23 protein-coding genes are annotated in these 23290 nt (G+C 51.8%); 13 read left to right on the forward strand and 10 right to left on the reverse strand.

The genetic code is table 11. The annotated features are described in order from the left end of the window. Positions 1–68 precede the first annotated feature (68 nt). Both AC1W8Y_RS01755 and AC1W8Y_RS01760 read left to right on the forward strand, forming a co-directional pair. A complete protein-coding gene (locus AC1W8Y_RS01755) occupies positions 69–1109 on the forward strand; it encodes an aldo/keto reductase (protein ID WP_482012739.1) in 1041 nt (346 codons plus the stop codon). 18 nt (positions 1110–1127) lie between these two features. Continuing rightward, positions 1128–1571, forward strand: a complete 444-nt coding sequence (locus AC1W8Y_RS01760; RefSeq protein ID WP_482012740.1) for a DUF2244 domain-containing protein — start codon at positions 1128–1130, stop codon at positions 1569–1571. A 44-nt stretch (positions 1572–1615) separates the two neighbouring features. On the opposite strand, the gene AC1W8Y_RS01765 is transcribed toward AC1W8Y_RS01760, so the two are convergent. Together AC1W8Y_RS01765 and AC1W8Y_RS01770 are read right to left on the reverse strand one after the other, a co-directional pair. Then, on the reverse strand, positions 1616–2374 hold the full coding sequence (locus AC1W8Y_RS01765) for a 3-hydroxyacyl-CoA dehydrogenase (protein WP_482012741.1): 759 nt from the start codon (positions 2372–2374) through the stop codon (positions 1616–1618). Positions 2375–2513: 139 nt separating this feature from the next. Next, a complete protein-coding gene (locus AC1W8Y_RS01770; RefSeq protein WP_482012742.1) occupies positions 2514–3320 on the reverse strand; it encodes a HoxN/HupN/NixA family nickel/cobalt transporter in 807 nt (268 codons plus the stop codon). Between the two features lie 117 nt (positions 3321–3437). Here AC1W8Y_RS01770 and AC1W8Y_RS01775 point away from each other — a divergent pair, with 117 nt between their 5' ends. Further along, entirely contained in the window at positions 3438–3863 is a 426-nt protein-coding gene (locus tag AC1W8Y_RS01775; RefSeq protein ID WP_482012743.1) for a GNAT family acetyltransferase, read from the forward strand. A gap of 88 nt (positions 3864–3951) precedes the next feature. Further along, positions 3952–5052 carry a peptidyl-alpha-hydroxyglycine alpha-amidating lyase family protein gene (locus tag AC1W8Y_RS01780; protein WP_482012744.1) on the forward strand — a complete coding sequence of 367 codons (1101 nt, stop codon included), beginning with the start codon at positions 3952–3954 and terminating at the stop codon, positions 5050–5052. On the opposite strand, the gene AC1W8Y_RS01785 is transcribed toward AC1W8Y_RS01780, so the two are convergent. Continuing rightward, positions 5042–5812 (reverse strand): hypothetical protein, encoded by a 771-nt coding sequence (locus AC1W8Y_RS01785; protein WP_482012745.1) that lies wholly within the window; start codon positions 5810–5812, stop codon positions 5042–5044. The two genes, AC1W8Y_RS01780 and AC1W8Y_RS01785, sit on opposite strands and share 11 nt — an antisense overlap. 314 nt (positions 5813–6126) lie before the next feature. Here AC1W8Y_RS01785 and AC1W8Y_RS01790 point away from each other — a divergent pair, with 314 nt between their 5' ends. From AC1W8Y_RS01790 to AC1W8Y_RS01815, 6 genes are all read left to right on the forward strand, one after another. After that, the gene (locus AC1W8Y_RS01790) at positions 6127–6360 is read left to right on the forward strand and encodes a hypothetical protein (RefSeq protein WP_482012746.1); all 234 of its coding nucleotides are present in this window, start codon (positions 6127–6129) and stop codon (positions 6358–6360) included. A gap of 196 nt (positions 6361–6556) precedes the next feature. Next, the gene (locus tag AC1W8Y_RS01795) at positions 6557–7819 is read left to right on the forward strand and encodes an ABC transporter substrate-binding protein (RefSeq protein ID WP_482012747.1); all 1263 of its coding nucleotides are present in this window, start codon (positions 6557–6559) and stop codon (positions 7817–7819) included. Between the two features lie 82 nt (positions 7820–7901). Continuing rightward, on the forward strand, positions 7902–8768 hold the full coding sequence (locus tag AC1W8Y_RS01800; RefSeq protein WP_482012748.1) for a branched-chain amino acid ABC transporter permease: 867 nt from the start codon (positions 7902–7904) through the stop codon (positions 8766–8768). A gap of 12 nt (positions 8769–8780) precedes the next feature. Continuing rightward, a complete protein-coding gene (locus AC1W8Y_RS01805) occupies positions 8781–9707 on the forward strand; it encodes a branched-chain amino acid ABC transporter permease (protein WP_482012749.1) in 927 nt (308 codons plus the stop codon). Between the two features lie 2 nt (positions 9708–9709). Then, positions 9710–11179 carry an ATP-binding cassette domain-containing protein gene (locus AC1W8Y_RS01810; protein WP_482012750.1) on the forward strand — a complete coding sequence of 490 codons (1470 nt, stop codon included), beginning with the start codon at positions 9710–9712 and terminating at the stop codon, positions 11177–11179. Positions 11180–11323: 144 nt separating this feature from the next. Continuing rightward, positions 11324–11677 (forward strand): hypothetical protein, encoded by a 354-nt coding sequence (locus AC1W8Y_RS01815; protein WP_482012751.1) that lies wholly within the window; start codon positions 11324–11326, stop codon positions 11675–11677. A 116-nt stretch (positions 11678–11793) separates the two neighbouring features. Here the strand turns inward: AC1W8Y_RS01815 and AC1W8Y_RS01820 are convergent, their stop codons facing one another. From AC1W8Y_RS01820 to AC1W8Y_RS01845, 6 genes are all read right to left on the reverse strand, one after another. Beyond that, entirely contained in the window at positions 11794–13287 is a 1494-nt protein-coding gene (locus AC1W8Y_RS01820) for an efflux transporter outer membrane subunit (RefSeq protein WP_482012752.1), read from the reverse strand. A 5-nt stretch (positions 13288–13292) separates the two neighbouring features. Further along, positions 13293–13964 carry a hypothetical protein gene (locus AC1W8Y_RS01825; protein ID WP_482012753.1) on the reverse strand — a complete coding sequence of 224 codons (672 nt, stop codon included), beginning with the start codon at positions 13962–13964 and terminating at the stop codon, positions 13293–13295. A 53-nt stretch (positions 13965–14017) separates the two neighbouring features. After that, positions 14018–14245 (reverse strand): hypothetical protein, encoded by a 228-nt coding sequence (locus tag AC1W8Y_RS01830; RefSeq protein WP_482012754.1) that lies wholly within the window; start codon positions 14243–14245, stop codon positions 14018–14020. Then, positions 14242–17451, reverse strand: coding sequence for an efflux RND transporter permease subunit (locus AC1W8Y_RS01835; RefSeq protein WP_482012755.1), 3210 nt, complete (start codon positions 17449–17451; stop codon positions 14242–14244). Before AC1W8Y_RS01835 ends, AC1W8Y_RS01830 begins: the two co-directional genes overlap by 4 nt. A gap of 71 nt (positions 17452–17522) precedes the next feature. Further along, the gene (locus tag AC1W8Y_RS01840; protein ID WP_482012756.1) at positions 17523–18725 is read right to left on the reverse strand and encodes an efflux RND transporter periplasmic adaptor subunit; all 1203 of its coding nucleotides are present in this window, start codon (positions 18723–18725) and stop codon (positions 17523–17525) included. Positions 18726–18868: 143 nt separating this feature from the next. Further along, a complete protein-coding gene (locus AC1W8Y_RS01845; RefSeq protein WP_482012757.1) occupies positions 18869–19450 on the reverse strand; it encodes a UbiX family flavin prenyltransferase in 582 nt (193 codons plus the stop codon). Positions 19451–19575: 125 nt separating this feature from the next. On the opposite strand from AC1W8Y_RS01845, the gene AC1W8Y_RS01850 reads away from it, so the two are divergent. After that, complete coding sequence (locus tag AC1W8Y_RS01850) at positions 19576–20505, forward strand: ABC transporter ATP-binding protein (RefSeq protein ID WP_482012758.1); 930 nt, start codon at positions 19576–19578, stop codon at positions 20503–20505. Positions 20506–20507: 2 nt separating this feature from the next. Next, positions 20508–21275 (forward strand): ABC transporter permease, encoded by a 768-nt coding sequence (locus tag AC1W8Y_RS01855; protein ID WP_482012759.1) that lies wholly within the window; start codon positions 20508–20510, stop codon positions 21273–21275. 24 nt (positions 21276–21299) lie between these two features. Here AC1W8Y_RS01855 and AC1W8Y_RS01860 read toward each other — a convergent pair whose 3' ends face one another. Next, on the reverse strand, positions 21300–22052 hold the full coding sequence (locus AC1W8Y_RS01860; protein ID WP_482012760.1) for a transporter substrate-binding domain-containing protein: 753 nt from the start codon (positions 22050–22052) through the stop codon (positions 21300–21302). A gap of 115 nt (positions 22053–22167) precedes the next feature. On the opposite strand from AC1W8Y_RS01860, the gene AC1W8Y_RS01865 reads away from it, so the two are divergent. Continuing rightward, positions 22168–23283, forward strand: coding sequence for an alpha-hydroxy acid oxidase (locus AC1W8Y_RS01865; protein ID WP_482012761.1), 1116 nt, complete (start codon positions 22168–22170; stop codon positions 23281–23283). The last annotated feature ends 7 nt before the right edge of the window (positions 23284–23290 follow it).

Raw genomic sequence — 23290 nt, forward strand, 5'->3', positions numbered from 1 at the left:
TATCACTGCTGTTATAAACGAGTTCGTCAGGCTTCTTATCACCGCATTATAAAAAAGGCTTCCCCATCATGCGTTACAGATTGTTAGGCAGTACTGGTTTGTATGTCTCTGAATTGTGCTTGGGCACGATGACCTTTGGTAGTAAGGGATTCTGGGCAGTGATGGGTGGCTTGGCGCAGGCCGAAGTCACCGCCTTAGTTAAAGCGTCCTACGAGAAAGGCATTAACTTCATTGACACCGCCAACGTTTATTCATTGGGCGAATCCGAGACTTTGCTCGGTCAAGCGATCAAAAGTCTCGGATTGCCAAGAAGCGAACTGGTGATTGCCACTAAATCCACGGGCCCGATGGATGAGCATTTGCCAAATGCACGAGGTCAATCGAGACACCACATTTTTAACGAGGTCGATGCTAGTCTGAAACGATTACAGCTCGATCATATTGACCTATACCAAGTTCATGGCTTTGATCCCCTGACCCCGTTTGAAGAGTCGCTAGGCGCGCTGACCGACCTCGTCAGGGCTGGCAAGATAAGATCCATCGGCCTGTGCAATATGGCGGCCTGGCAGATCATGAAAGCGCTCAGCGTATCAAAGCTTCAAGGGTTTGAATCGTTTAAGTCGGTGCAGGCCTACTATTCACTCGCGGGGCGAGATTTAGAGCGTGAAGTTATCCCGCTTGTCCAAGACCAGCATCTAGGGCTGATGATCTGGAGCCCTCTAGCAGGCGGCTTTTTATCTGGCAAATTCAGCGCAGAAAGCGCGAGCCCCGATAACGCACGTCGCTCGACGTTTGACTTCCCGCCGCTGAATAAAGACCGGGCTTATGCTTGTATTGATACCATGCGTCCGATCGCACACAAACATCAAGTGTCTGTCGCTCAAATCGCACTTGCCTGGGTCTTGTCCAACAAAGCGGTTTCAACCATCATCATCGGTGCACGCACACTCGAACAGTTGCAAGACAACATTAACGCCAGTCAGTTGAACTTGGACGCTGATGACCTGGCCGCGTTAGCGGCAGTAAGCGCCTTGCCAATTGAGTACCCGCAATGGATGCTGGGGCTTCAAGGTCAGTACAGAGCGACCGCCCCCAGCAAGGATATTTGACTGACAAGTCACCCGTCGATGAAGATTTGGCGAACCAAGCGTAACTGCTCGCTCACCCCAAAACAACTAGGGGGTTTTTACGTGCTGCTGGTCGGTTTCTCGCTGACGGTGGGACTCGGCTTCTTGGTCGCTGGCATTTGGGTGGTAGCCATCTTTACCGCCATTGAAGTGACAGCAGTGACCATTGGCTTTCTCGTGTATTCACGTCATGCGCTGGATTTTGAAGAGATACAAATTCACGGCACACGGATGACGGTGACCACCTTTATCGGCTACAAGAAGCAGGTGCACCACTTCAACACGCTTTGGGCTGAAATCAGCAGACCGCGCAGAAACAGCAAAGTTTTTCAATTGTCAGAAGCTGAAAAAACCGTCGAGATCGGGCAGTTTGTACCAAGAGAGCAATTAGGCCCCTTGATGGCCGAAATTCGGACACATTTGAAATCGCCTGCCAGCCAGTGACGCCAGCACCCTGCTCGCCATTCAAGCGCGCAGGGGTATGTGGATTATTTGGGTGCCAACCGGATTGCGCCATCCAGACGAATAGTTTCGCCGTTGAGCATTTCGTTGGTGATGATGGATTGAACTAATTTTGCATAATCCTCGGGACGACCCAAGCGCGAGGGGAAGGGAATATTCGCTGCTAGAGAATCCTGTACTTCTTGTGACATGCCAAACATCATGGGTGTGCCAAAAATACCTGGCGCAATGGTCACACAGCGAACGCCAAAGCCAGCAAGATCGCGGGCGATAGGCAGTGTCATCCCAACAACCCCACCTTTAGACGCAGAGTATGCTGCCTGACCAATCTGCCCTTCGTAGGCCGCAACTGAAGCCGTATTGATCATGACGCCACGTTCACCCGTTGCTTCGGGATCGTTTTTACACATCGCCTCGGCTGCCAACCGCGCCATATTGAAAGAGCCAATCAAATTAATGGTGACAACTTTTTTGAACAGCTCAAGGTCGTGTGCGCCCTGCTTGCCAACGATTCTTGAGGCAGGTGCAATACCGGCGCAATTGACTAGCCCCATCAGCTTGCCCATGCCAACAGCCGCCGCAATAACCGCACGACCGTCATTTTCACTGGTCACATCGCAATGGACATAGCGCTGTTTCAGTTCGCTCGCAAGTGTCTGACCCGCCTCGTCCTGCAGATCGGCAATCACCACGTGAGCCCCGTTTTCAGTAAGCATACGAGCCGTGCCCGCGCCCAGCCCCGAAGCACCGCCAGTGACGATGAAAACTTTATTTGCAATATCCATGAATGATCCGACGAAATAAGAGGTTAACGTTGAGATAAAAGGCTGACTGAGAAACCATCCAGATTTAGCTTCTTTGGTATTGTTGCAAATTATGCGGCTGGTTGCTTGCCGGCAGCACCGCCAGGTCTCTGAACCCAGCTCAGGTCGTTCGGCTAAGCCTTTGGCCAATGCCGTAGCTGGCAATGAGCACCAACATGACGACCAGACCAAGCCATAACTCTTTGCCAACACGCCAGGCATCAAAATTGGGCAACATCGCCGCGGCAATATTCAAGCCGGCCACCAAAATACTGACGCTGGCGACCGAGAGTGCCATCACGCGAGAGGCGATCCGAGCGGTTTGATCTGATCGTTTGATCAAGTGGGCAATGAACAATCCGTTGATACCATCAGTTAGCAGCATACCTGAGACAAAAACCACCGCCAGAATGAACGCCAGTTGCCAACGCTGATACTCACCCGCGATCACGGCGAACAATGCCGCCTGACTCAGGGTGTCAAACGACAAAGCAAACAACGCCCCTACTGCCAACATTGCAGATGAACTGCGCACGTTCAAGTACCCAGCAAACCATTGGTAACGCCAACCACGTAAAGAAACAAGTGCGCTCTTGGGCGTATGCAACACCCCACGGATATTAGCGATCGCCAGCGTGAGCAAAATGGTCACAGATACCCAAGTACCAAATCCATTCAACCATTCGGGTATGTTCAGACCATGCGCCAACGTTGCTGCGCCGACTGAAATAGGTACGATGATCAAGCCATGGCCCAACGAAAAAAACAAACCCGCCAGCCTCGCGAGCTTAGGATTATCCTTGTGGTTATATCGGGTCAAACCATCGATGGCTGCCAGATGATCGGCGTCAAAGCCATGGCGCATGCCTAGCAGCAATACCAGCAAAATAACGCTCAAGACATCTGGGGAATTGGCAAGACTATGCATCAACAAACTCGAAAGCACGTTCGATCGGGCAGGGCAGTAAATAATAGTGCAGAATCTAATCGTGCAGAATCAATCCAATGAATTCGCCATCATTGGTAGTCAAACGGGCGATAGAAAATGAAAATACGGATTTTTACAGCAGCTGACACCAAAGCGGTCATTGATCTCTGGGATTTATGCGGCCTAACGCGCCCATGGAACAACCCTGCACTCGATATTGAACGCAAATTGGCGGTGCATCCCGAGTGGTTTGTCATCGGTGAAGTAAGCACCGAGATTATCGCCACCGCGATGTTTGGCTATGACGGTCATCGCGGCTGGGTCAATTACTTGGCGGTTTCCCCGCAACATCAACGCCAGGGTTACGCACGACAGATCATGCAGCACGGTGAACAAGTGCTTGAATCCGTTGGCTGCCCCAAAGTGAATCTGCAAATTCGCACGACCAACAAGCAGGTCATTGCCTTCTATGAAAGCCTCGGATACCGACAGGACGATGTCATCAGCCTGGGAAAACGTTTGATTTCTGACGAACAACCATAGCGAATTTTCAAACACCAGATTTCTCGCTCAATCGCTCGGTTTTGCGCTACCCTTACCCGCACAACGATAGCAATAGGGGAGACCTGTCATGAAATCTTTATTTGTTAGCGCTCTGCTGCTCGCCAGCACAGCGACGATTGCTCAGTCCGCTGTCCCCGAGATCCCTTTTGACTCGGTTCCGAACCCCATCGTGATGCCCAAGGATATGTACCTGGGCGAAGTCAGTGGGGTCGCCGTCAATTCTAAAGGGCATATTTTTGTACTGCACAGGGGTGCCACCAATGGCCCTGCCTTTTCGGCAGCAGCTGCACAATTACTCGAGTTTGATAGCAAAGGTAAATTTATCCGTGAAATCGGCAAAGGCCTTTATGCCTGGTCTTATGCTCATATGGTTCGAATCGATAAGGACGACAACATCTGGGTGACCGATAAAGGCTCAGACATGGTGATCAGTTTCGATCCGGCCGGTCGCGTCAGAATGGTCTTTGGTCGCAAGCAAGAGGCCTCTGATAAAGAAACCGGGCCACTTGAGCACCCCAACCCGCCCCTGAAGGCCGAAGTCGGCCGCTTTAGACAAGTGACTGATATGGCTTGGAATCCGCAAGGGGATGTCTTTATCAGTGACGGCTACGTCAATTCACGAATCGCCAAGGCTGACAAGCAGGGCAACTGGTTGATGTCATGGGGTGATCGAGGTCAGAAACAGGGTGAGTTTCATACCCCACATAGTATCGCCGCGGATGGCAGCGGCAACATTTATGTGGCTGATCGCGGCAACCGACGTATTCAGGTCTTTGACAGTAATGGTAAGTTTGAGCGCGAAATCAAGATCGACGTGCCGTTTGATCCCAAGATCCAACCAGCCATCGGTGAGGTGCCTGATGTGTCGAAAAAAGACGATCCGGCACTTATTAACAAGAACATGATGCCGGGATCTCCGTGGACCTTATGCATTACCGCAGGCCCTAACCCTGTCATGTTCGCCTCAGATGCATACCCTGGTCGCATCTACAAGATGTCTCTGGATGGAAAGGTGCTGGGTGTTCTCGGGCAATCGGGTAAGCAGATCAAGCAGTTCGGCTGGATTCATGCAATTGCATGCCCTGATGAAAACACCTTGTATGTGGCTGAACTCTTGAATTGGCGAGTGCAAAAGTTAGTGCTCCACCCAACCAAGGTCAGGCGGTGACGTTGATCAGGCTGCCAGTAGAAGACGGACTGGTATGACCCAGTGCGTTAATCGTCAGCTCGAGGTTTTGTAAAAACGAGGCAAGACTGGGGGTGTTTGGTGACGTAGCAGACCCCCCCGAGGCTGCGACAATTTGTTGAAAATCAGCCTGTAAGGTCTGAATCACAGAGTTTTGCTCAGTCCCACTGCCCGATGAGTCTAGTGAAGGGCCTGACAATTGCGCAATCAAACTGTTTAAGACACTCGACATATTGGTGTAGCCCGCCACACTCACACTAGACGCGAACCCAGAAGACGATGAGCCCAGTGTTGTCGCGCTTTGCTGAGCGTTAACGGCCGTCATCAAGTCATGCATGAATTGATGGACAGCATCTCGTACAGGCACGGCACCGCCACTCGTCTGCGCCCCACCTGAGGCGTTAACCGCCCCTGTCGTTGCACCGGGTTGCTGAGCACTTGAAACTGGCTGAGCTGACTGCGTTTGGGACGGTGCAAAAAGGCTTACGCCCGACTGCAGCAACGCAGTCCCGAACGCTTGCAGCAGATAGCCGTTTGGTTTGCCATTTTGTTGGCTCTGCTGCCCGCCCGTCTGCGAGGCATTCTGACTTTGAGCCCCTGGGTTCACCCCGGTTAAACCGACCGACGTGACAGTCGTGTTTAACGCAACCGCATTTGTCGCAGACGAGGCAGAACCGGTTGCCGCGGCAGGCGGTGCAACAGGCGTGGGCAACGGCCCAACAGAAATAGGATTTGTAGCCATCGTTGTTCTCGCTCAAATAAGAGTGATTTAAGCTTTTGACAATGATTTTTTAAACGAAAAGTCCTTAAATATCAAGCACTCTGCAACGAAAACGAGCCTAAACGTTAAAGTTTTTCGACACACTGCCGTTAAACAGTTAAGCCGTTAATGTGCAGGTTAGCTGGCCTTGCAAGCTATTTTCAAAAAAAATAAATCACCACGCTGCCTCGGCGTGACATCAACACACTGATTTCAGCCCGTTACAAATGAGGAACCCCCACCCCTTGATACCGTCAAAATGAAGTTAAAACACAGGTTATCAAAGGAAATTCACTATGGTGACGGAACAAAATATCGCTTTAATTTGGCCCACCAATGACTTATCCCAAGCAGCCAGTGCTGCGGTCTCGCCACTAGACGGGTTCAATTACCTGTTGGCAGAGCAAACCCGTTTCGCGTTGCTCAATGCATGCCATTTGATTGACGCTGCGTCCATCCACGCATCTCCTGAAGAGCTACACGCAGTGATTACGTCTGTCATTGACGTTTTAATGCTAGGGGTGTCTTAACCACGCTGCAGTCTCTGCTGGCGCACACTGCGCTTGAGCTCAATATTTCATCGCAAGCATATAGTTTTCCCCTATATGCTTGACCTAGCCGCCATGTAAGCATACGGGATAATCGCAAAGGCATACGCTCAACCACAAGCGGCCGCGCTAGCGAAAGCATCATGACGTGCAACTGATAACAAAGAGACAAACAATCATGAAGAACAACGCTGTACTCAATCAGAATCCCCGACTGTCACGCCCTTATCTGCTTGCGCTCTGTGCAGTAGGTTTGGCTTTCGGTGCTCAGCAAGCCATCGCGGCAGACCCTATCCGTATTGGTGTGATTGCTGAAGAGCAAGCAATTTCAGGTGCGTCGATTTCGCAGGCCGCCAAGATGGCGGCAGATGAAATTAATGCAGCGGGAGGCTTAGATGGCCGTAAGATCGAGATCATTACGTACGACAACAAGAGCTCTGCCACTGATTCGGTACGTGCGTTTCAGCGCGCCGCTGGCGAAGATAAAGTCAATGCCGTGATTGCGAGTTACATCAGTGAAGTGGTCTTGGCGCTTGAGCCCTGGGCAGCTCGTCTAAAAATGCCCATGATTACACCGGGCGCTGCAAGCAATGAGATCAGTAAAGCGGTACATAAAGACTACGACCGTAACAAATACACGTTTCATGGATACTTGACCTCTGCTGCCCTGGCCACCGAGGTGTGTGATGCCGTCAAAGACCTCATGGTGGATAAGCGAGGCGTCAAAACCGCGTTCATCATGAGTGAAGATGCCGCCTGGACCACACCACTCGATGCGGGTTACGCCGAGTGTCTGCCGAAAGCTGGCCTGCAAGTCGTCGGGCACACCCGTTTTTCTCCTGACACGACGGATTTCACCCCGATTTTCAATCAGATTGAAGCGGCCAAACCAGATATTATTGTGACGGGAATTTCACACGTTGGCGTGCAGCCTACGGTGCAGTGGAAGAGCAAGCAGATCCCTATCCCCATGGTTGGCATCGCGTCACAAGCGACTAACAGTAGTTTCTGGAAAGAGACCAACGGCTCTGCGCTTGGCGTGATGTTTCAATCCATCTCGAGCCCAGATGTAGCCATTACGCCCAAAACCATTCCCTTTGCCGAGGGATTCAAAAAGCGCTACGGCAACTACCCGTCGTATTGTGGCTACACCGCGTACGACGATGTCTATATGATCGTCGATGCGATCAAACGGGCAGGTTCGACCGATGCCGACAAGATGGTCACGGCGCTTGAAGCCACAGATTACCAAGGGACTATTGGCCGCGTGCGGTTTCAAGGACGTGACTCTGAATTTACGCATTCACTTGTCTACGGCAAAGAGCTGACCGGTCTGATTCAGCAGTGGCAAGAGAACAAGCAAGTGACCGTGTGGCCAACCAAACTGGCTGCGGGCAAAACGGTCTTCCCAGGCTTTGTCAAACTGAACCCAGAAAAATAATCACGCTGGCTCATCACTCCCTCAACGAGCGTCGGGGGAGTGATCGTTGCATACGATCGGAACCTGAGTAATGAAAATAGCCATGCAAATCTTGCTCGACGGCTTCGCCGTGAGCGCGCTTTATGCATTGGGTGCAACCGGATTCACCCTGATCTTTGGGGTCTCTGGGGTTCTCAATCTGTCTCATGGGGCTTTGATGGTCATGGCGGCGGTGATCGCCTGGGCTGCAACGGCCTACCTTGAATTAAGCAGCGTCGCAGCAGCATTTGTTGGTATTCTCGCCTGTCTAATCGCCACGGTCATGACGAATTTCGTCATCGTCAGGCCGTTACAGAAATCACGCAAAATCCCCGAAGAAGAGAAAGAGATCTTCATCCTGACTGGCACTCTGCTTTGGGGGATTTTGATTCAAGAATTAGTCGCCTATTTTTTTACCTCAAACGCCAAAGCCGTGAATCCGATTTTTGAAGGGGTACGGCTCATTGGTGGCGTACGGGTGCCCGACAACGAAATTTTTACCGCAGTGATATGTTGGGCGATTATTGGCTTACTTTGGGTGCTCGTGAACAAGACGACCCTAGGCAAGGTGTTGCTGGCGGCGTCGATGAATTCAAAAGGCGTGACGCTGCTGGGCTTTGAGTTGTCAAAAATCTATATCGCCGTGTGGCTGATCTATGGCTTACTTGCTGGCGTTGCAGGCGTATTGCTGGGCATGTTTCTAGGCGTCAGTTCATATAGTGCGGGGCCCTTGATGGCGAGCGCCTTCACGATCGTCGTCCTCGGCGGTTTAGGCAGCATCGCAGGCTCACTTTATGCGGCCTATGCGGTGGGGTACCTCGAAACGATGACCGCCTATTTGATCTCTCCAGCGTATCGCACGATACCATCCCTTATCCTGCTGGTGATCGTGATGTACGTTCGCCCTCAGGGCTTTCTTGGTCGTCGTTGATAAGAGGCCCTCATGACTTCGCACGCACAAAAACGTCTTTTTTGGTTCACGGCACTGTTCTTGGCCGCTGCTTTTGTCTTGCCGATGTACTCTCGCGCTTACGTGCTGGGTCTACTGACGGTGGGATTTTATTTTGCAGTTTTTTCCATGTCCTGGGATCTGCTGTTTGGTTACGCAGGGGAGGTCAACTTCGGCCCTACCTTTCTGATTGGTCTGGGTGCCTACACCGCAGGCATCCTGAATAGTCGCTACGGCTTAGCCATCCCTTGGTGCATCGCGGCTGGTTCACTCGCGGCGGTGGTGGGTGGTGTCATATTGGCCATGCCCGCCCTCAGACTGAAAGGGCCCTACTTCGGTTTGATCACGCTGGTGGCTGTGCTGCTGATGCTCAACGTCGTCGTCGTTGGGGCAAGTGTGACGGGCGGTGAGATCGGCCTGACGATCCCGGATGTGATTGCGATTGATCCCGTGGCAAATTACTACATCGCCCTCGCCGTGATGCTCGTATCGGGCGCCGTGTTGTACTTTATTTCTCGATCGCCGGTCGGTTTAATTTTGCAAGCGATTGGTCAAAACTCGGTTGAAGCCTCAGCGCTGGGTTTTAACGTCGCTAAACATAAGCTGGCTGCTTTTGTGGTCAGTGCCTTTTTTACCGGCATGGCAGGAGCATTTTTAGCCTTTTATTTGGGGACAGCCTCCGTTGGCACCATGATCGACGTGTCGGTGGGCGTGCAAATCATCATTGGTGCCGTCTTAGGGGGTCGCCGCACTATCGTCGGGGCAGTGCTCGGTGCGATCTTCATGATTGCCGCCGGTGAGGCACTTCGCCCATTTGGCACGCTATCGACCTTTATCGTTTCTCTGATTGCACTGATTGTCATCATGATCGTGCCGGGTGGGTTCTTGGGGATGATGTTGCATCGCAAGGAGCGCGGCTAATCATGCAAGCACTCAACACCATGCTAAGCGTCAAGGGGCTGACCAAACGCTTTGGCGGCCTGGTGGCCGTTAACGATATTGCGTTTGATCTCAAGGGCGGTGAAATTCTCGGCCTGATCGGACCAAACGGGTCGGGTAAATCAACCGTGATGAAACTCATCATGGGCGTCACAAAACCGGACTCGGGTTCGATCATCCTCAAAGGGCAGGACGTTGCCGGTTGGCCGTCAAACCGTGTAGCACGCGCGGGGATCGGGATTGTGTTTCAGCATTCTCGGCCATTACACCGACAGACGGTGCTCGAACACATCAAACTCGGCTTGTTGCCGGATAAGCTGACCACGCTTTTCATGCCCAAAGCGCTCGACCAAAGAGCGCGGGATATTGCGCATCTGGTGGGACTTGGTTCGGTGATGGATCGGTTACCTGGCACCTTAGCCTTTGCAGATCTGCGCCGGATGGAAGTTGCCAAGGCAATCGCGCGAAACCCCGATGTCGTCTTGATCGACGAACCGTTCGCCGGGCTGACCGCTGGCGAAGTTGAAGATTTTTCTAAGCTCATTCGTTCATTGCGCGATGAAGGGCGTGCTGTACTACTGGTGGATCACAACGTCAAAAGCGTTGCCGCTCTGGTTGATCGTGTCTTCGCCATGTACCTCGGCAATAAGATCGCTGAAGGGGCTGCGGAAGCTGTCATGCAAGATGAAACTGTTCGTCGCGTTTACCTGGGTGGTGCCCTTGAAGTGGCTCAGCGACCGGCACTAGCGCAGACCGGGACGTCCATGCTCGATGTCACTCACGTGAGTGTGAATTATGGCAAAGCTGTTGCGTTGCAAAACGTTTCGCTGCATATCCGCGAACGCGAGTTCGTCTCTGTCGTGGGCCTGAACGGTGCCGGCAAGACGACCTTGTTCAATGCCATCTCTGGCATGATTCCTTATCAAGGTGAGATCAAATTTCTCGGTGTTGATCAACAAGCGATGTCTGCCGCTCAGATTGCCCAGCGCGGGCTCATCCAATGCCCAGAAACCCGTGAGCTCTTTGGTCAACTCAGTGTCGGCGAAAATCTTGAAATTGCCGGATTACGCCTCAGCGCAGAGGATAGGCAAAAGCAGCTGGATTGGCTGTTCGATCTCTTCCCCATCCTGAAATCACGGATCGCCCAAGCCGCAGCCACACTCAGTGGGGGCGAACAACAAATGTTGGCCATTGGCCGTTGCTTAATGGCTAAACCAAAACTGTTGTTACTCGACGAGCCAACCCTTGGTTTAGCACCTGTGATTCTTGAACAATTGTCTAAGGCACTCGAGCGGTTAAGACAAACGACAGATCTGACGGTCATCCTCTCTGAACAGAATGTCACCTTTGCCCTACCGCATGCGGATCGCGTTTATGTGGTCGAGCACGGTCAAATCGTTTGGGTGGGCCCCCCCGAGCGATTTGCGCAAGAGGCAGGAAAGGATTACCTTTAAGGATTGCTTTTGGCTTTTTGGCCCCTGTCGTCCTGCCAATTACGCGTTTGTAATGACTCGGTCGATCGAAATCTGGCAAATTAACGGAACTTAGATTGCTTTGAGTAATCTCACTCTTGCGATTAACTTGAATTTGGTGATGCCATGAAAAAACTTCTTCTGTCTGCTGGCTTTGCTGCTGCCTTGCTGATGAGCGTCAATGCGAACGCTTGGTATGGTTACCATGGGGGCTATCGAGGCGGTTGGGTCGGCCCTGCGGTAGTGGGTGGTGTCATTGCTGGTGCGGTCGTTGGGGCATCACTCAACTCGCCCTACTACGGCGCGCCTTACTATTACAGCCCACCTCCAGTGATCGTCCAGCAACCGGTTGTTGTGCAGCAACAACCCGTTTATGTGCAAAGTCCAGGGGTCACAAGGGCGGCCCCTGCCGGGTATCACTGGCAAATCATGACCAACCCGCAAACGAATACAGCGCAAGAAGTTCTCGTACCCAACTGATACGCTGAGCGCAAGGCCCCTCTTGGTTGAACTAAAGCGTGTTGACAGAGCTTGTCATCACGCTTTTTTTTGACTATATCAACGAACACCTGAGACTTCAGGCCACTGACGTGTGATCAATTGGTTGTTGTATGCTGCGACTCGCTACTGTCTCGAGACCAGCCACCGCCCAGTGATTGATAGAGGGCAACGGTATCGCCCAGATAGGTAGCTTGCGCCTGCAAACGCGCGGTTCTGGCTGACAAGTAACCCTGACGGGCCAATTGCGCAGCGGGCTCAGACGCATAGCCTTTTTCGAATTGTTGTTGCAGACCGTTTGCAATCGCCAAGTTGGCTTTCTCGTTTTCTAAGGCTGTGTCGAAGGCCGTCTTATCCGCTTCTAACGCGTAAAGCGTATCAGCCACATTTTGGTAAGCCACGATGACAGTCGCCCGATATTGTGCCACTGCTTGTTCGGTCGCTGCTTCAGCGGCCCGTTTGCGGTTGTAGAGCGTGCCGCCGTCAAACACCACCTGACCAACATTACCGGTTAACGACCAGAACGGGTTGCCCGAACTGAACAGGTCGCTCCATACATTGGCGGCCCCCCCTAATGAGCCGACGATGGAGAACTGAGGCAACATATTCGCGATTGCCACCCCAATTTGGGCATTCGCAGACTTAACCAAGGCTTCGGCAGCCATCACATCGGGCCGTTGGTCGACCAGTTGTGAAGGGACAGCTTGTGGAAGATGAGCTGGGATTTGAACCTTCTCGAGGTTGACAAGCTTTAGCTCAGTGCTGGGCAACTGACCACACAGGACTGCGATCAAATCGCGCGTCTGATCGAGTAGTTTTTTAACCGCCAATGATCCCTGTACCGATGCTGCATACGCCATTTCTTGATTAGCCAGGTCAAGCCGGCTGAAATAACCGAGTGAGAGCATCTTGCGTGCAGTCACCAGCTGCATACTGCCAAGTCTGACCAACTCTTGCTGGGCGGCATATTGTTCCGCTAGGGCGGCTTCTTGAATCACAGCCGCAATGACGTTACTGGCGATCGTGATCTTAAGCGCGTCTAACTGGTACTGAGCGTTCTTCGATTGCGCCTCAAGCGACTCGACTTGTCGCCTGTTCAAACCGAAAATGTCTGGCGTAAAGCCCACGTTGAACGTTGCCGTTTGTAAAGAATAGCTATAGGTGTTGGCATCCCAATTAACCGTCGGGGCCGTAATATTATTGCCAGTATTACCTCTGACCCCCGAGAACCCTGCGGTGATGGCGGGAAAAAAGAAACCCTGCTGTGCCCTAACGTTAGCTCGGGTCACTTTCAAGGTCGCTTCCGCTGCCTCAACGTTCGGATTGTGTTTCAACGCGAGTTCGACGATGTCGTTCAAGGCATCGGATTGATAATCACGCCACCAGTCAGCCTGTATGGGATGCTTAACGAGATCAACAGAACTCGCGCTGACAGGGTCCTGTTCACGAGTAAAGCGAGATACGCTAGCCGCCTCGGGGCGAACATAATCAGGCCCGACGGCACAGGCCGTGAGCGCCAGAATCAATCCACAAGCGAGACTGATTTTAGGTAGCTTTCGCTGAAAAGGATTTGCTGTATACATTTCTTTCATGACGGTCAGACGATCTTCAAGGCGGGGTCAGTTGTGTCAACACAATCGTTGGGGCGAAGACCTCCCGCAGCCCAAAGTATTGCTGTCACTGAATAAGCGCTGTGTCCTAGCACCACTGACAATAAGGGCAACTTCACGAATATTGCCAGCTGGGTAACAACATTGGTCCAGATCAGCGCATAAAACAATATCAGCGAGAGGCTTGATACGGGTGAAAACAACAAGTCCCGAACCCCTATCGCTAACAAGGCAAAAACATCGCTATCATCGACCGCAAGCCTAGACGCGCAAGATGTAGCAAACAAGATGACAACGGCCTCTGCAAATGCATAAGGAAACACAGCAATCACAGGTACATTCAGGCGCGTGCCGATCTCTGACAAGGGAAGTAGTCGCAGCAAATCACTTAGACCCGTGTAGAGAATGAAACTAAGCACGCCATATAACAACAAACTGATCAGGGCGATAGGGCGAGTGCCAAGTGCAGTCGCATTTTTTATCCACAATGCTGGCACCCTGCTAGCAGGTATCGCCGAGTCACGCAGCAATGTGCACGCCACATAGGCGAGAAAAGGCCAGCTTAGCCAAGGCAAGAACGGAATGAATTGGGCGAGCGTTTGCAAGCCCACTGTGACAAGCACGGTAATCCAAAGACCCATGCCGTGCTTTCGGCTCATGGTTCTTACGAAAGATGCTCGCAAAAGGAGATCGAGTGCGGAGAGCCGAAGTTTCATTTTTTCCCGGCAGGTGCTGGATTAGCGACAGGAGGTGGCGTAGTTGCCCCACCTACCGTCCCTCGTGCTTTACTGTTGGCTGAAGCGGCACCACCGACACTCGTCCCCGCGTTGCTTTTGGGCCCTCCAACTGTCGCCTTGCCCGTCGCACTCCAGACTGGCATCACAGCGAGAAACAGCAACGATGTTAATACGAGCGGGCTCGCCACCCTCAAACGCTTCATTTTTTAGCCTCCGCACGCTTGTTGGCTGCAATATCTTTCAACAACATGAGGGCTGGCACCACGATTAGCAACATGAGAGGTCCGATTAACAGGCCGCCCACCACTACCGTTGCCAACGGCTTCTGCACTTGGCTGCCAATACCGTGAGAAATCGCAGCAGGAAACAACCCGATACATGCTGACCACGCTGTCATCAACATCGGTCTCATCCGCTGACTGGCCGCGTGAAACATCGCATCGATCAAACTCAACGCTGTGGTCTCACGCGTGTGGTTGTAGTAACTCGTCATCAAAATGCCGTTCATCACCGTAATCCCGAACAGCGAGATAAATCCGATCGCCGCAGAAATACTGAAATCTAAACCAGCAACATATAGACCAATCACCCCTCCGCCGATGGCAAAAGGCAAACCCGCCAGCACGAGCAAGCTATCAGACCACGAGTTGAACAGACAATAAAGCAGAATCAAAATCAATATCAGCGTGATGGGCACAATGGTGGTCAACCGCTCTTTTGCCTTTTGCAAATCCTGAAACTCTCCGGCCCAGATGATCTGATAGCCGCGGGGTAAAGTCACTGTTTTGGCAATCTTATCTTGCGCTTCAGCAACCGTACTCCCCAAATCTCGGCCACGCACACTGAATTTAATTGGGATAAACCGTGACGTGGATTCGCGATAGATGTAGGTTGCCCCCGTGTCCACGGTGATATCAGCTAACGATGAAAGAGGGGTATAGGCGGTCGCACCGCTGGGGGTCTGATAACCAATGCGCAGCGCCTTTACTTTCTCGATATCATTGCGATCATCGTTCGACAGGCGCACGGACAAGCCAAACTGGAGCGGCCCCTCCAACACATTGGTCACAACAAGATCGGCCAGTGATGCCTGAATGAAGGTATTCACATCCCCCGTATTCAAGCCATAACGGGCCGCCTTCTCACGATTTATTTTTACATTCAGGTTCGGTTGCCCTCTGAGATAAAAAATACCAAGATCCTCAACGCCCTTTACCGTTCTCATCTGCGCTCGAACTTCTTCCGCAATCTCCTCGAGTTTGGCCAGATTAGGGCCGAGAATTTTGACCGAGTTGGCGCCTTTCACGCCTGATAACGCTTCTTCAACGTTATCTTGAATATATTGCGAGAAATTAAACACGACGCCTGGTAGCTCATCGTCAAATTCCTTTTGAATGTCGGCCGTCAAATCTTCTTTGGTTCGCCCGCTCTTCCACTGATCAAAAGGCCTTAACGGCACGAACAACTCTGCGTTCGAGAAAGCGGCGGCATCGCTGCCGTTATCTGGGCGGCCATGTTGGGAAACGACAGTCAGTACCTCGGGATGGCGAAGCAAAATGTCACGCATCTTACCCACTGGTTCAGTTCCAGCATCTAGCGCCATGGTCATTGGCATCGCAGCACGAATCCACAAATTACCTTCTTCTAGCGCGGGAAGAAATTCGGATCCCAGTCTGGTCGCCAGAAAGAAAGTCAGCGCCAAAAATATCAAGCCAAAACCCACCATCTTTTTACAGTGAATAAGTGACCATCGAAGTACTGGCTCATATTTGAGCCGCAAAAACCGCACCAAAAAGGTTTCGACTTCTTCGATGTGTGCTGGCAGTAGCAGTGAGGCCAAGACAGGGGTAACGACGAACGTTGCAATCAAAGCGCCACTTAACGCATAAGCGTACGTCTTGGCCATTGGGCCAAAAATCTGGCCCTCCACCCCTTGCATGGTGAACAAGGGGATAAAAGCAGCGACCGTGATGACAGAAGAGAACAACACCGAACTGTCAACTTGTTTTGAACTAATTAAGATCATGCTCAACCGTTCTGTCCACTTCGGATAACGCTTGATTTGCGCCTGTTCATCGAAGCCCGTGCCTTCAACATCTTCTATCAGCCTGCGTCGCGCCGCACCAGACTGCTGGAAATTTCTGAAAATGTTCTCAACAAGAATCACCGCAGAATCCACAATAATGCCAAAGTCGACAGCGCCGATCGACAGCAAATTGGCATCCTCACCTCTGACAACAAGAATCATGATGCTAAACAACAACGCAAACGGGATATTGACCCCCACGATGATGGCGCTGCGCAAATCACCCAGAAATACCCACTGAATGAAGAACACCAACAGACAACCAAAAACCAAGTTTTCAATCACCGTATGCGTGGTCACTGCCACTAAACCTGATCTGTCGTAATAAGGCGCCACTTTGACACCCGCCGGCAAACTGCCGTCGGTATTCAACGCTTCAATCATGGCCTTCACTTTGGGGATCATGTCATTGGTGTGCTGGCTACGCCCCATCACCACGATGCCGGCAACGATGTCGTCTTGATGGTCTTTACCCGCGATTCCCAAACGGGGAACATATCCAATATCGACTTTGGCCACATCTTTAACAAGCACCGGAACACCATTGGTTTGTGACAAAACCACGTTTTCGATATCAGTCACGCGGCTACCTTGAGTGAGGTCATCCTCACCTCCGTCATCAATCAATCCAACCCCTCTGATGTTGACGGACTGCTGACCGAAATCGAGCTCTCTGCCACCCACGTTGCTATTAGAATTTCCGAGTGCGCTGACGACTTGCGAGAGCGTCAGGTTACGAGCCTGCAGTTTCGCTATGTCGACGAGTACCTGAAATTCTTTCGTGGTCCCTCCCCACGTATTGATTTGAACGATGCCCGGGATCGTTAAGAGTCGCCGCCGTACAACCCAATCGTCCACCGTTCGCAAGTTTGTCAGGCCGAAGTTTTTCGGCCCGACGATTTGATAGCGGAAAATCTCACCGACCAAGCTTGACTGTTGTATCTGCGGGATCTGATTGCCGGGCAAATTGACGTTTTGCTGAAGGCTGATCCCCGCCTGCGAGTACGCAAAATAAAAATCAACGTCATATTTGAATGTCACTCTGACAAACGCCAAACCATAGAACGAGGTAGAACGGATATTGGTAATTCCTGGCGTAGGATAGAGGCCAATTTCCATGGGGATGGTGTAATACTTCTCCATCTCTTCGGCTGACAAACCTGGCGCTTGTGCCGTAATCTCGAGGATGACAGGGGCAGGATTAGGGTAGGCCTCAATGTTGAGTTTACTAAAGGCCATCAAGCCCGCTGCGATAAACACGAGCAGGCCTAATAAAATGATTGGCCGACGTGTGAGACCAAAAGAAATAATTGACGCTATCACAAAAAATCTCTCTGTTTCAAAACTAAGGGGCACACATTACGGTCGATGACAAGACCAAAGCAAAACGTCAACTACTCGCCAACCAATAGCAAATTACTCAAGAATATTGATCCAGTTGACGCAATCGGTTCGCCCTCTTTAAGACCTTGAATGATTTGAACCAGGCCGTTGGTCCGCAGGCCCGTCGTCACTGTGCGCTTTTTCATTCTGTTGTTGGATTCGGACACCCAAACCGACATTGAGCCGTCACCTTCGCGAACCAACGCATCATCCGGCACAGCAACGCTTCTGACGGCTTGATCGGATCGCACGGTAAACGTCGCATACATCCCCGAGCGCAACAAATTGGCTGAATCAGCAATCTCTGAACGTACGGTGACTGTCCTAGTGACTGGGTCAACCACAGACCCAACGACCTTGATTCGGCCCTTGAAGGTTTCATTCGCAAAAGCATTGACTTTCACTTCAACCTCTTGTCCCACTTTCAATTTAGGGCTCTCTGCTTCTGTCGCATTAATAATCAACCATTTGGTTGACACGTCGGCCACGACGAAAGGCGCCGGTGTCGCGCCTGCCTGCACGAACAGCCCAGGTTGAACGTTGCGAGTGATCACCGCGCCCGACACAGGGCTCAACACTTTCATTGTCGAGTCGATCTTCCGTTTGCTTTCGATCTGCGCTATCTCAGCCTCTGATTTACCAAACAGCGCCACGGTAAGTCTGGCGGCCTTCAATGCGCCTTCTGCGGCGCTCTGATCCGCCACGTTCTGTTGGTATTCCTTTAGTGCGATTGCCTTGATCTCATAAAGCTCTTTTGCTCTGGCCAGTGTCGCGGTAGTTTGGCTATACACACCTTTGGCCGCAAGCAGTGCGGACGAAGCTTGCGCCAGATCGGCGCTGTCGACCGTAAATAGCACCTGCCCTTTTTTCACCGTGTCACCGACATCTGCAAAGGTTTGACTTACTCGACCTTGGTAATTGGTAAACACTTGCACAGCAGCGTTCTCGTTAAAATCCACGCTGCCAAATGCTTTATAGGTCGCCAAGAAGTCAGCGCTTTGGGCTGGCTCAACTTTTACACTGGCCAATTGCTTCTCATTGAGATCGACAAAATCTTTATCTTCTGTTTGAGTGGTGTTGACTCTTGTCTGGGGGACATCTTTCTGAAGTAGCCTGCTGCCCACAAAATAAACAAGTGCTAACACCACCACGGCTGCTGCCCAGAGCCAGAATTTTGAAGTTTTTTTGTTTGCGAAGGGGTCGAATGAGGTCATTTTGATCGAATCAAAGTTCAGCGGTAACAAGTCATAAAAATGCAACGCGCTGCGGCGGCATTTTCAAAAGAGTGAAGTGTAATGATAAACATATGACCATCTGTAACAATTTTTGTTACATCTTGGTAATAAAGGGCTAAGAACTACTGACGGGGTTTGAGACCACCCCAAGGGGATACCAAATCGGTCTGAATGTGAAACAAGTCAAGCGCTCTGCCGACCGTGTGGTTGATAACATCATCCACGGTATGGGGACGTGTATATAAAGCAGGAACCGGCGGCATCACAATGGCGCCATTTTCCGTGACCTGCGCCATCGCTTTGAGATGACCTGCATGCAATGGCGTTTCACGCACCAACAACACCAGGCGTCGTCGCTCTTTTAAGACCACATCTGCAGCTCTCGAGATCAAGTTACCCGTGATCCCCCAGGCAATTTCAGACAAAGAATTGATTGAGCAAGGGGCCACCACCATCCCCAGCGTTGAAAATGACCCTGAGGCAATCGACGCACCAATGTTTTTCGCGGCATGAACAACGTCTGCCATTGCTTCGACCTCATCGACTTTGAAGTCCGTCTCAGCCGCCATCGTTATTTTGGCCGAGTCGCTCATGATCAAGTGGGTTTCAATGTCACTGACGCTCAAAGCTTGAAGCATCCTGATACCGTAAAGTGTGCCTGAGGCACCTGTGATCGCGATGATCAAGCGTTTGGTCTTTTCCATACCGGCATTATAGGGTGGGCAATGTCGTAGTAACAAAGCGTTACTATTGCGGTGGAAACTTTCTGGCCCGTGCTCGATCGACATGCAACGATGGTTGCGGCCATCCCTTTAAAAGCCCTGTATTCATGAACAATATTATTTCTGTGTCTTCCTTATCGAAGACCTACGCGACGGGTTTCAGTGCCCTAAAAAACATCAATCTCGATGTCAGGAAAGGTGAGATTTTTGCCTTGCTCGGGCCTAACGGCGCAGGCAAAACCACCTTAATCGGCATCATCTGCGGCACCGTCAACGCCTCAACGGGTCATGTGGTCATCGATGGTTTTGACCACATCACTCATTACCGGCAGGCCCGCGAAAGAGTGGGGTTGGTGCCTCAAGAGATTTCGACCGACATGTTCGAGACAGTCTGGAACACAGTGTCTTTTAGCCGAGGCTTGTTCGGCAAACCGGCCAATCCAGCCTTGATTGAAAAAATTCTTAAAGATTTATCCCTTTGGGATAAAAAAGACAGCAAAATCGTTAGATTGTCCGGTGGGATGAAGCGTCGGCTAATGATCGCGAAGGCACTATCCCATGAGCCGCAAATTTTGTTTCTGGATGAGCCAACTGCTGGCGTGGATGTCAGCCTCAGGCGAGACATGTGGCAATTGGTCAGGCAGCTCAAGCAAACCGGCGTCACCATTATTTTGACCACCCACTACATTGAAGAAGCCGAAGAGATGGCGGATCGCATCGGCATCATCACTCAAGGTGAGATTCAACTCGTGGATACCACCGCATCACTCATGAAAAAGCTCGGTAAAAAGCAACTCATCCTGCAGTTAGCTATGCCATTAACGACGCTACCGACAGCGCTGAAGATCGACGGGCTATCCCTCTCGGCTGCAGGTGACGAAATCACTTATACGTTCGACTCACAAAGCAAAGGTCCTGCCATCACAGAAGTGCTCAATCTCGTTGCTAGCGAAAAGATTCACTTCAAAGATTTACGCACAACCGAGAGTTCACTCGAAGATATTTTTGTCGATCTGGTCGACGGTGGAGCCAAATAAACATGCAACTCAACACTCATGCCATCTGGGCGATTTTTAATTTCGAGATGGCCAGAACACGCCGCACCATCATGCAGAGCGTGATCGCACCTGTCATCTCTACCTCGCTCTACTTTATCGTTTTCGGCGCGGCTATCGGCTCGCGCATCACGGCTATTGATGGTGTCTCGTACGGTGCGTTTATTGTGCCCGGTTTGATCATGCTGTCGCTGCTCACCCAGAGTATTTCAAACGCCTCTTTCGGGATTTACTTTCCGAAATTCAGCGGAACCATTTACGAGATTCTTTCAGCGCCGGTGTCGCATCTCGAGATCGTTTTAAGTTATGTTGGCGCGGCAGCCACCAAATCGATCATTCTCGGCTTGATCATTCTTGCGACCGCCACTTTTTTCGTGCCACTGCATATCGCCCATCCTTTCTGGATGATATTCTTTTTGCTACTGACCGCAATCACCTTCAGTTTGCTCGGCTTTATTATTGGGGTCTGGGCGGATAGTTTTGAAAAGCTTCAGGTCGTACCGTTACTCATCATCACGCCCCTGACGTTTCTGGGTGGCAGTTTCTACTCAATCGCGGTGTTGCCACCCTTCTGGCAGAAGGTCGCTCTCATCAACCCGGTCGTCTACCTGATTAGCGGCTTTCGCTGGAGTTTCTACGACGCGGGCGATGTCAGTTTAGGTCTGAGCGTTGGCATGACTTGTTTGTTTTTGCTGGTTTGTCTGCTTGTCGTTCAATGGATTTTTAAGACTGGCTATAAACTCAAGAACTAAACACTGGCATCAACTCAAGCGGGGTCAAGGCGCGACTGACAGGCCCTTGACCTCGTACTTCTCAATCAGACGAGCAACCCTTCCGCTCGATTTTGCATCGTCGACAAACGTCTGTAAAAAAGCCGCAGCCTCGGGTCGGCCTTTAGGCGTGCCGATCGCTTGTTGAACCGCCGTAAACCGGCCGTCCAGAAGGCGTGAACCTGGTAGGCGCACTGCATCCGCCATCAGACCGGTTCGCAAGCCCGCCATGGCATCCAGCTTTTCGTGGACAAAGCGCTCGAAGGTCGCTTCAAACCCATCCGCATGGATCAAACTTGCGTGCTGAATATGCCGTTTCAGCCAGAGGTCATAGGCACTGCGTGCAGCAACAGCAATCCGGACACCCGGTTGATCCACCTCATCGATCGACTGAAAACTGGATTCAGGCGGCACGAGATAGGTCGCTTCGATTTCGACGTAAGCGCTGGTGAAATCAATGGTCTCTGCCCGAGTCGGTTCAGCACCGATCAGGCCGATATCCCAACGCCCCGCTGTCGCGGCATCCGCCAATTCACCGGGTGAACCAAATGGGATTAACTCAACCGGCACACCGAGAATGTTTGCGATAGCACGGGCCATGTCAGGCGCCACGCCCTCTGGCTCTCCCTCAGGTGAGACACCAGACACGAGCAGAAAATTGATCATATTGATCCCCACGCGCAACACGCCGGTAGGCGCCAATTGGCGCACTGCAACTAAATCGACCATCGTCCCAAGATCCCCCATTAGACATGACATTGGCATTGCCCAACGTTATCGTTCAAATAGGGACATGCGTCAAGCGAGGCTTCGTTGACAAACGAGAGGTCGATGCCTACATTACCAGCACACATTCAAAGAAATTGGTCGCACGATGACAAACCACGAGACAAAGGCGGCGCCCCCGCCGACGGCATTGCCCTTTTTAACGTTGCATGAAATTATTCAGAAAGCCAGGCAAAGGCTAAATCATGACAATTGGGACTATATCGTCGGTGGTACTGAAACCGAAACCACGGTCAAGCGCAATCGTGCTGCCCTTGATCGATTAGCATTCAAACCGAGGATTTTGCGCGACGTCAGCGAAGTAAAGACGGGCACTACTTTTCTTGGACGCGATCTTCGGTTACCGGTCATGTTAGCGCCGGTCGGCAGTCTTGAGTTGTTTGCGCCGGACTCTGCCGTTGCTGCGGCGACAGCCGCGCATCATTTCGGCATTGGTCATATGTTGAGCTCAGTTTGCCAAGTCAATGTTGAAGCCGTTGCGCACGCCGTACCAGAGGCGCTGCGGCTCTTTCAGCTATACGTTCATGGGGATGCGGCGTGGGTTGACGCCATGGCTGACCGCAGCATGGCTGCAGGTTGCAGCGCCTTTTGCTTAACCGTGGATAGCGCTTACTACAGCCGTCGCGAACGCGACATCGCGCAACGCAATATCCGTCGCAGTCAGGTGCCAGGGCGAGAGTTTCAACCTCAAATCACTTGGAAGGATATCGATCGCTTAAAGCAGAGACTGAGGGTTCCTTTGATATTGAAGGGCATCAGCACAGCCGACGATGCCGCGATGGCCATCGATCATGGCGTCGATATGATTTACGTTTCAAATCATGGGGGCAGGCAGTTAGATCACGACAGAGGCAGCATGGACGCACTGCCCGAAATCGTGCAGGCCGTCAAAGGGCGCGCGACGATCATCATTGATGGTGGGTTTAATCGTGGCACTGATGTGGTGAAAGCCATCGCGCTGGGCGCCAACATGGTTGGTTTGGGTCGGATGCAGTGCTTTGGCTTGGCGGCCGCCGGGGCCGAAGGCGTCGTTCGCGTGCTAGAGCTACTCGAAACAGAGATACGTACGTGTATGGGGTTGCTCGGTGTCACGTCACTCGGTGACCTCGATCCCGGCTACCTTCAAGCGCTGCCGCCTGTCACAGAAAGCCATGTTCTAAGCGCCTTCCCCCACCTTTCGCTGGATCAGAAAGCGTTTTATTGAGACCCCC

It is taken from the genome of Jezberella sp., assembly GCF_964834465.1.

Bases quoted from the DNA above. Each gene is read 5' to 3' on its own strand.
- AC1W8Y_RS01840 (WP_482012756.1), bottom strand. From the start codon at position 18,725: ATGACCTCATTCGACCCCTTCGCAAACAAAAAAACTTCAAAATTCTGG.
- AC1W8Y_RS01780 (WP_482012744.1), top strand. From the start codon at position 3,952: ATGAAATCTTTATTTGTTAGCGCTCTGCTGCTCGCCAGCACAGCGACG.
- AC1W8Y_RS01765 (WP_482012741.1), bottom strand. From the start codon at position 2,374: ATGGATATTGCAAATAAAGTTTTCATCGTCACTGGCGGTGCTTCGGGG.
- AC1W8Y_RS01760 (WP_482012740.1), top strand. From the start codon at position 1,128: ATGAAGATTTGGCGAACCAAGCGTAACTGCTCGCTCACCCCAAAACAA.
- AC1W8Y_RS01850 (WP_482012758.1), top strand. From the start codon at position 19,576: ATGAACAATATTATTTCTGTGTCTTCCTTATCGAAGACCTACGCGACG.
- AC1W8Y_RS01820 (WP_482012752.1), bottom strand. From the start codon at position 13,287: ATGAAAGAAATGTATACAGCAAATCCTTTTCAGCGAAAGCTACCTAAA.
- AC1W8Y_RS01770 (WP_482012742.1), bottom strand. From the start codon at position 3,320: ATGCATAGTCTTGCCAATTCCCCAGATGTCTTGAGCGTTATTTTGCTG.
- AC1W8Y_RS01830 (WP_482012754.1), bottom strand. From the start codon at position 14,245: ATGAAGCGTTTGAGGGTGGCGAGCCCGCTCGTATTAACATCGTTGCTG.
- AC1W8Y_RS01785 (WP_482012745.1), bottom strand. From the start codon at position 5,812: ATGGCTACAAATCCTATTTCTGTTGGGCCGTTGCCCACGCCTGTTGCA.
- AC1W8Y_RS01825 (WP_482012753.1), bottom strand. From the start codon at position 13,964: ATGAGCCGAAAGCACGGCATGGGTCTTTGGATTACCGTGCTTGTCACA.
- AC1W8Y_RS01860 (WP_482012760.1), bottom strand. From the start codon at position 22,052: ATGTCATGTCTAATGGGGGATCTTGGGACGATGGTCGATTTAGTTGCA.
- AC1W8Y_RS01815 (WP_482012751.1), top strand. From the start codon at position 11,324: ATGAAAAAACTTCTTCTGTCTGCTGGCTTTGCTGCTGCCTTGCTGATG.
- AC1W8Y_RS01800 (WP_482012748.1), top strand. From the start codon at position 7,902: ATGCAAATCTTGCTCGACGGCTTCGCCGTGAGCGCGCTTTATGCATTG.
- AC1W8Y_RS01790 (WP_482012746.1), top strand. From the start codon at position 6,127: ATGGTGACGGAACAAAATATCGCTTTAATTTGGCCCACCAATGACTTA.
- AC1W8Y_RS01855 (WP_482012759.1), top strand. From the start codon at position 20,508: ATGCAACTCAACACTCATGCCATCTGGGCGATTTTTAATTTCGAGATG.
- AC1W8Y_RS01805 (WP_482012749.1), top strand. From the start codon at position 8,781: ATGACTTCGCACGCACAAAAACGTCTTTTTTGGTTCACGGCACTGTTC.
- AC1W8Y_RS01845 (WP_482012757.1), bottom strand. From the start codon at position 19,450: ATGGAAAAGACCAAACGCTTGATCATCGCGATCACAGGTGCCTCAGGC.
- AC1W8Y_RS01755 (WP_482012739.1), top strand. From the start codon at position 69: ATGCGTTACAGATTGTTAGGCAGTACTGGTTTGTATGTCTCTGAATTG.
- AC1W8Y_RS01810 (WP_482012750.1), top strand. From the start codon at position 9,710: ATGCAAGCACTCAACACCATGCTAAGCGTCAAGGGGCTGACCAAACGC.
- AC1W8Y_RS01865 (WP_482012761.1), top strand. From the start codon at position 22,168: ATGACAAACCACGAGACAAAGGCGGCGCCCCCGCCGACGGCATTGCCC.
- AC1W8Y_RS01795 (WP_482012747.1), top strand. From the start codon at position 6,557: ATGAAGAACAACGCTGTACTCAATCAGAATCCCCGACTGTCACGCCCT.
- AC1W8Y_RS01775 (WP_482012743.1), top strand. From the start codon at position 3,438: ATGAAAATACGGATTTTTACAGCAGCTGACACCAAAGCGGTCATTGAT.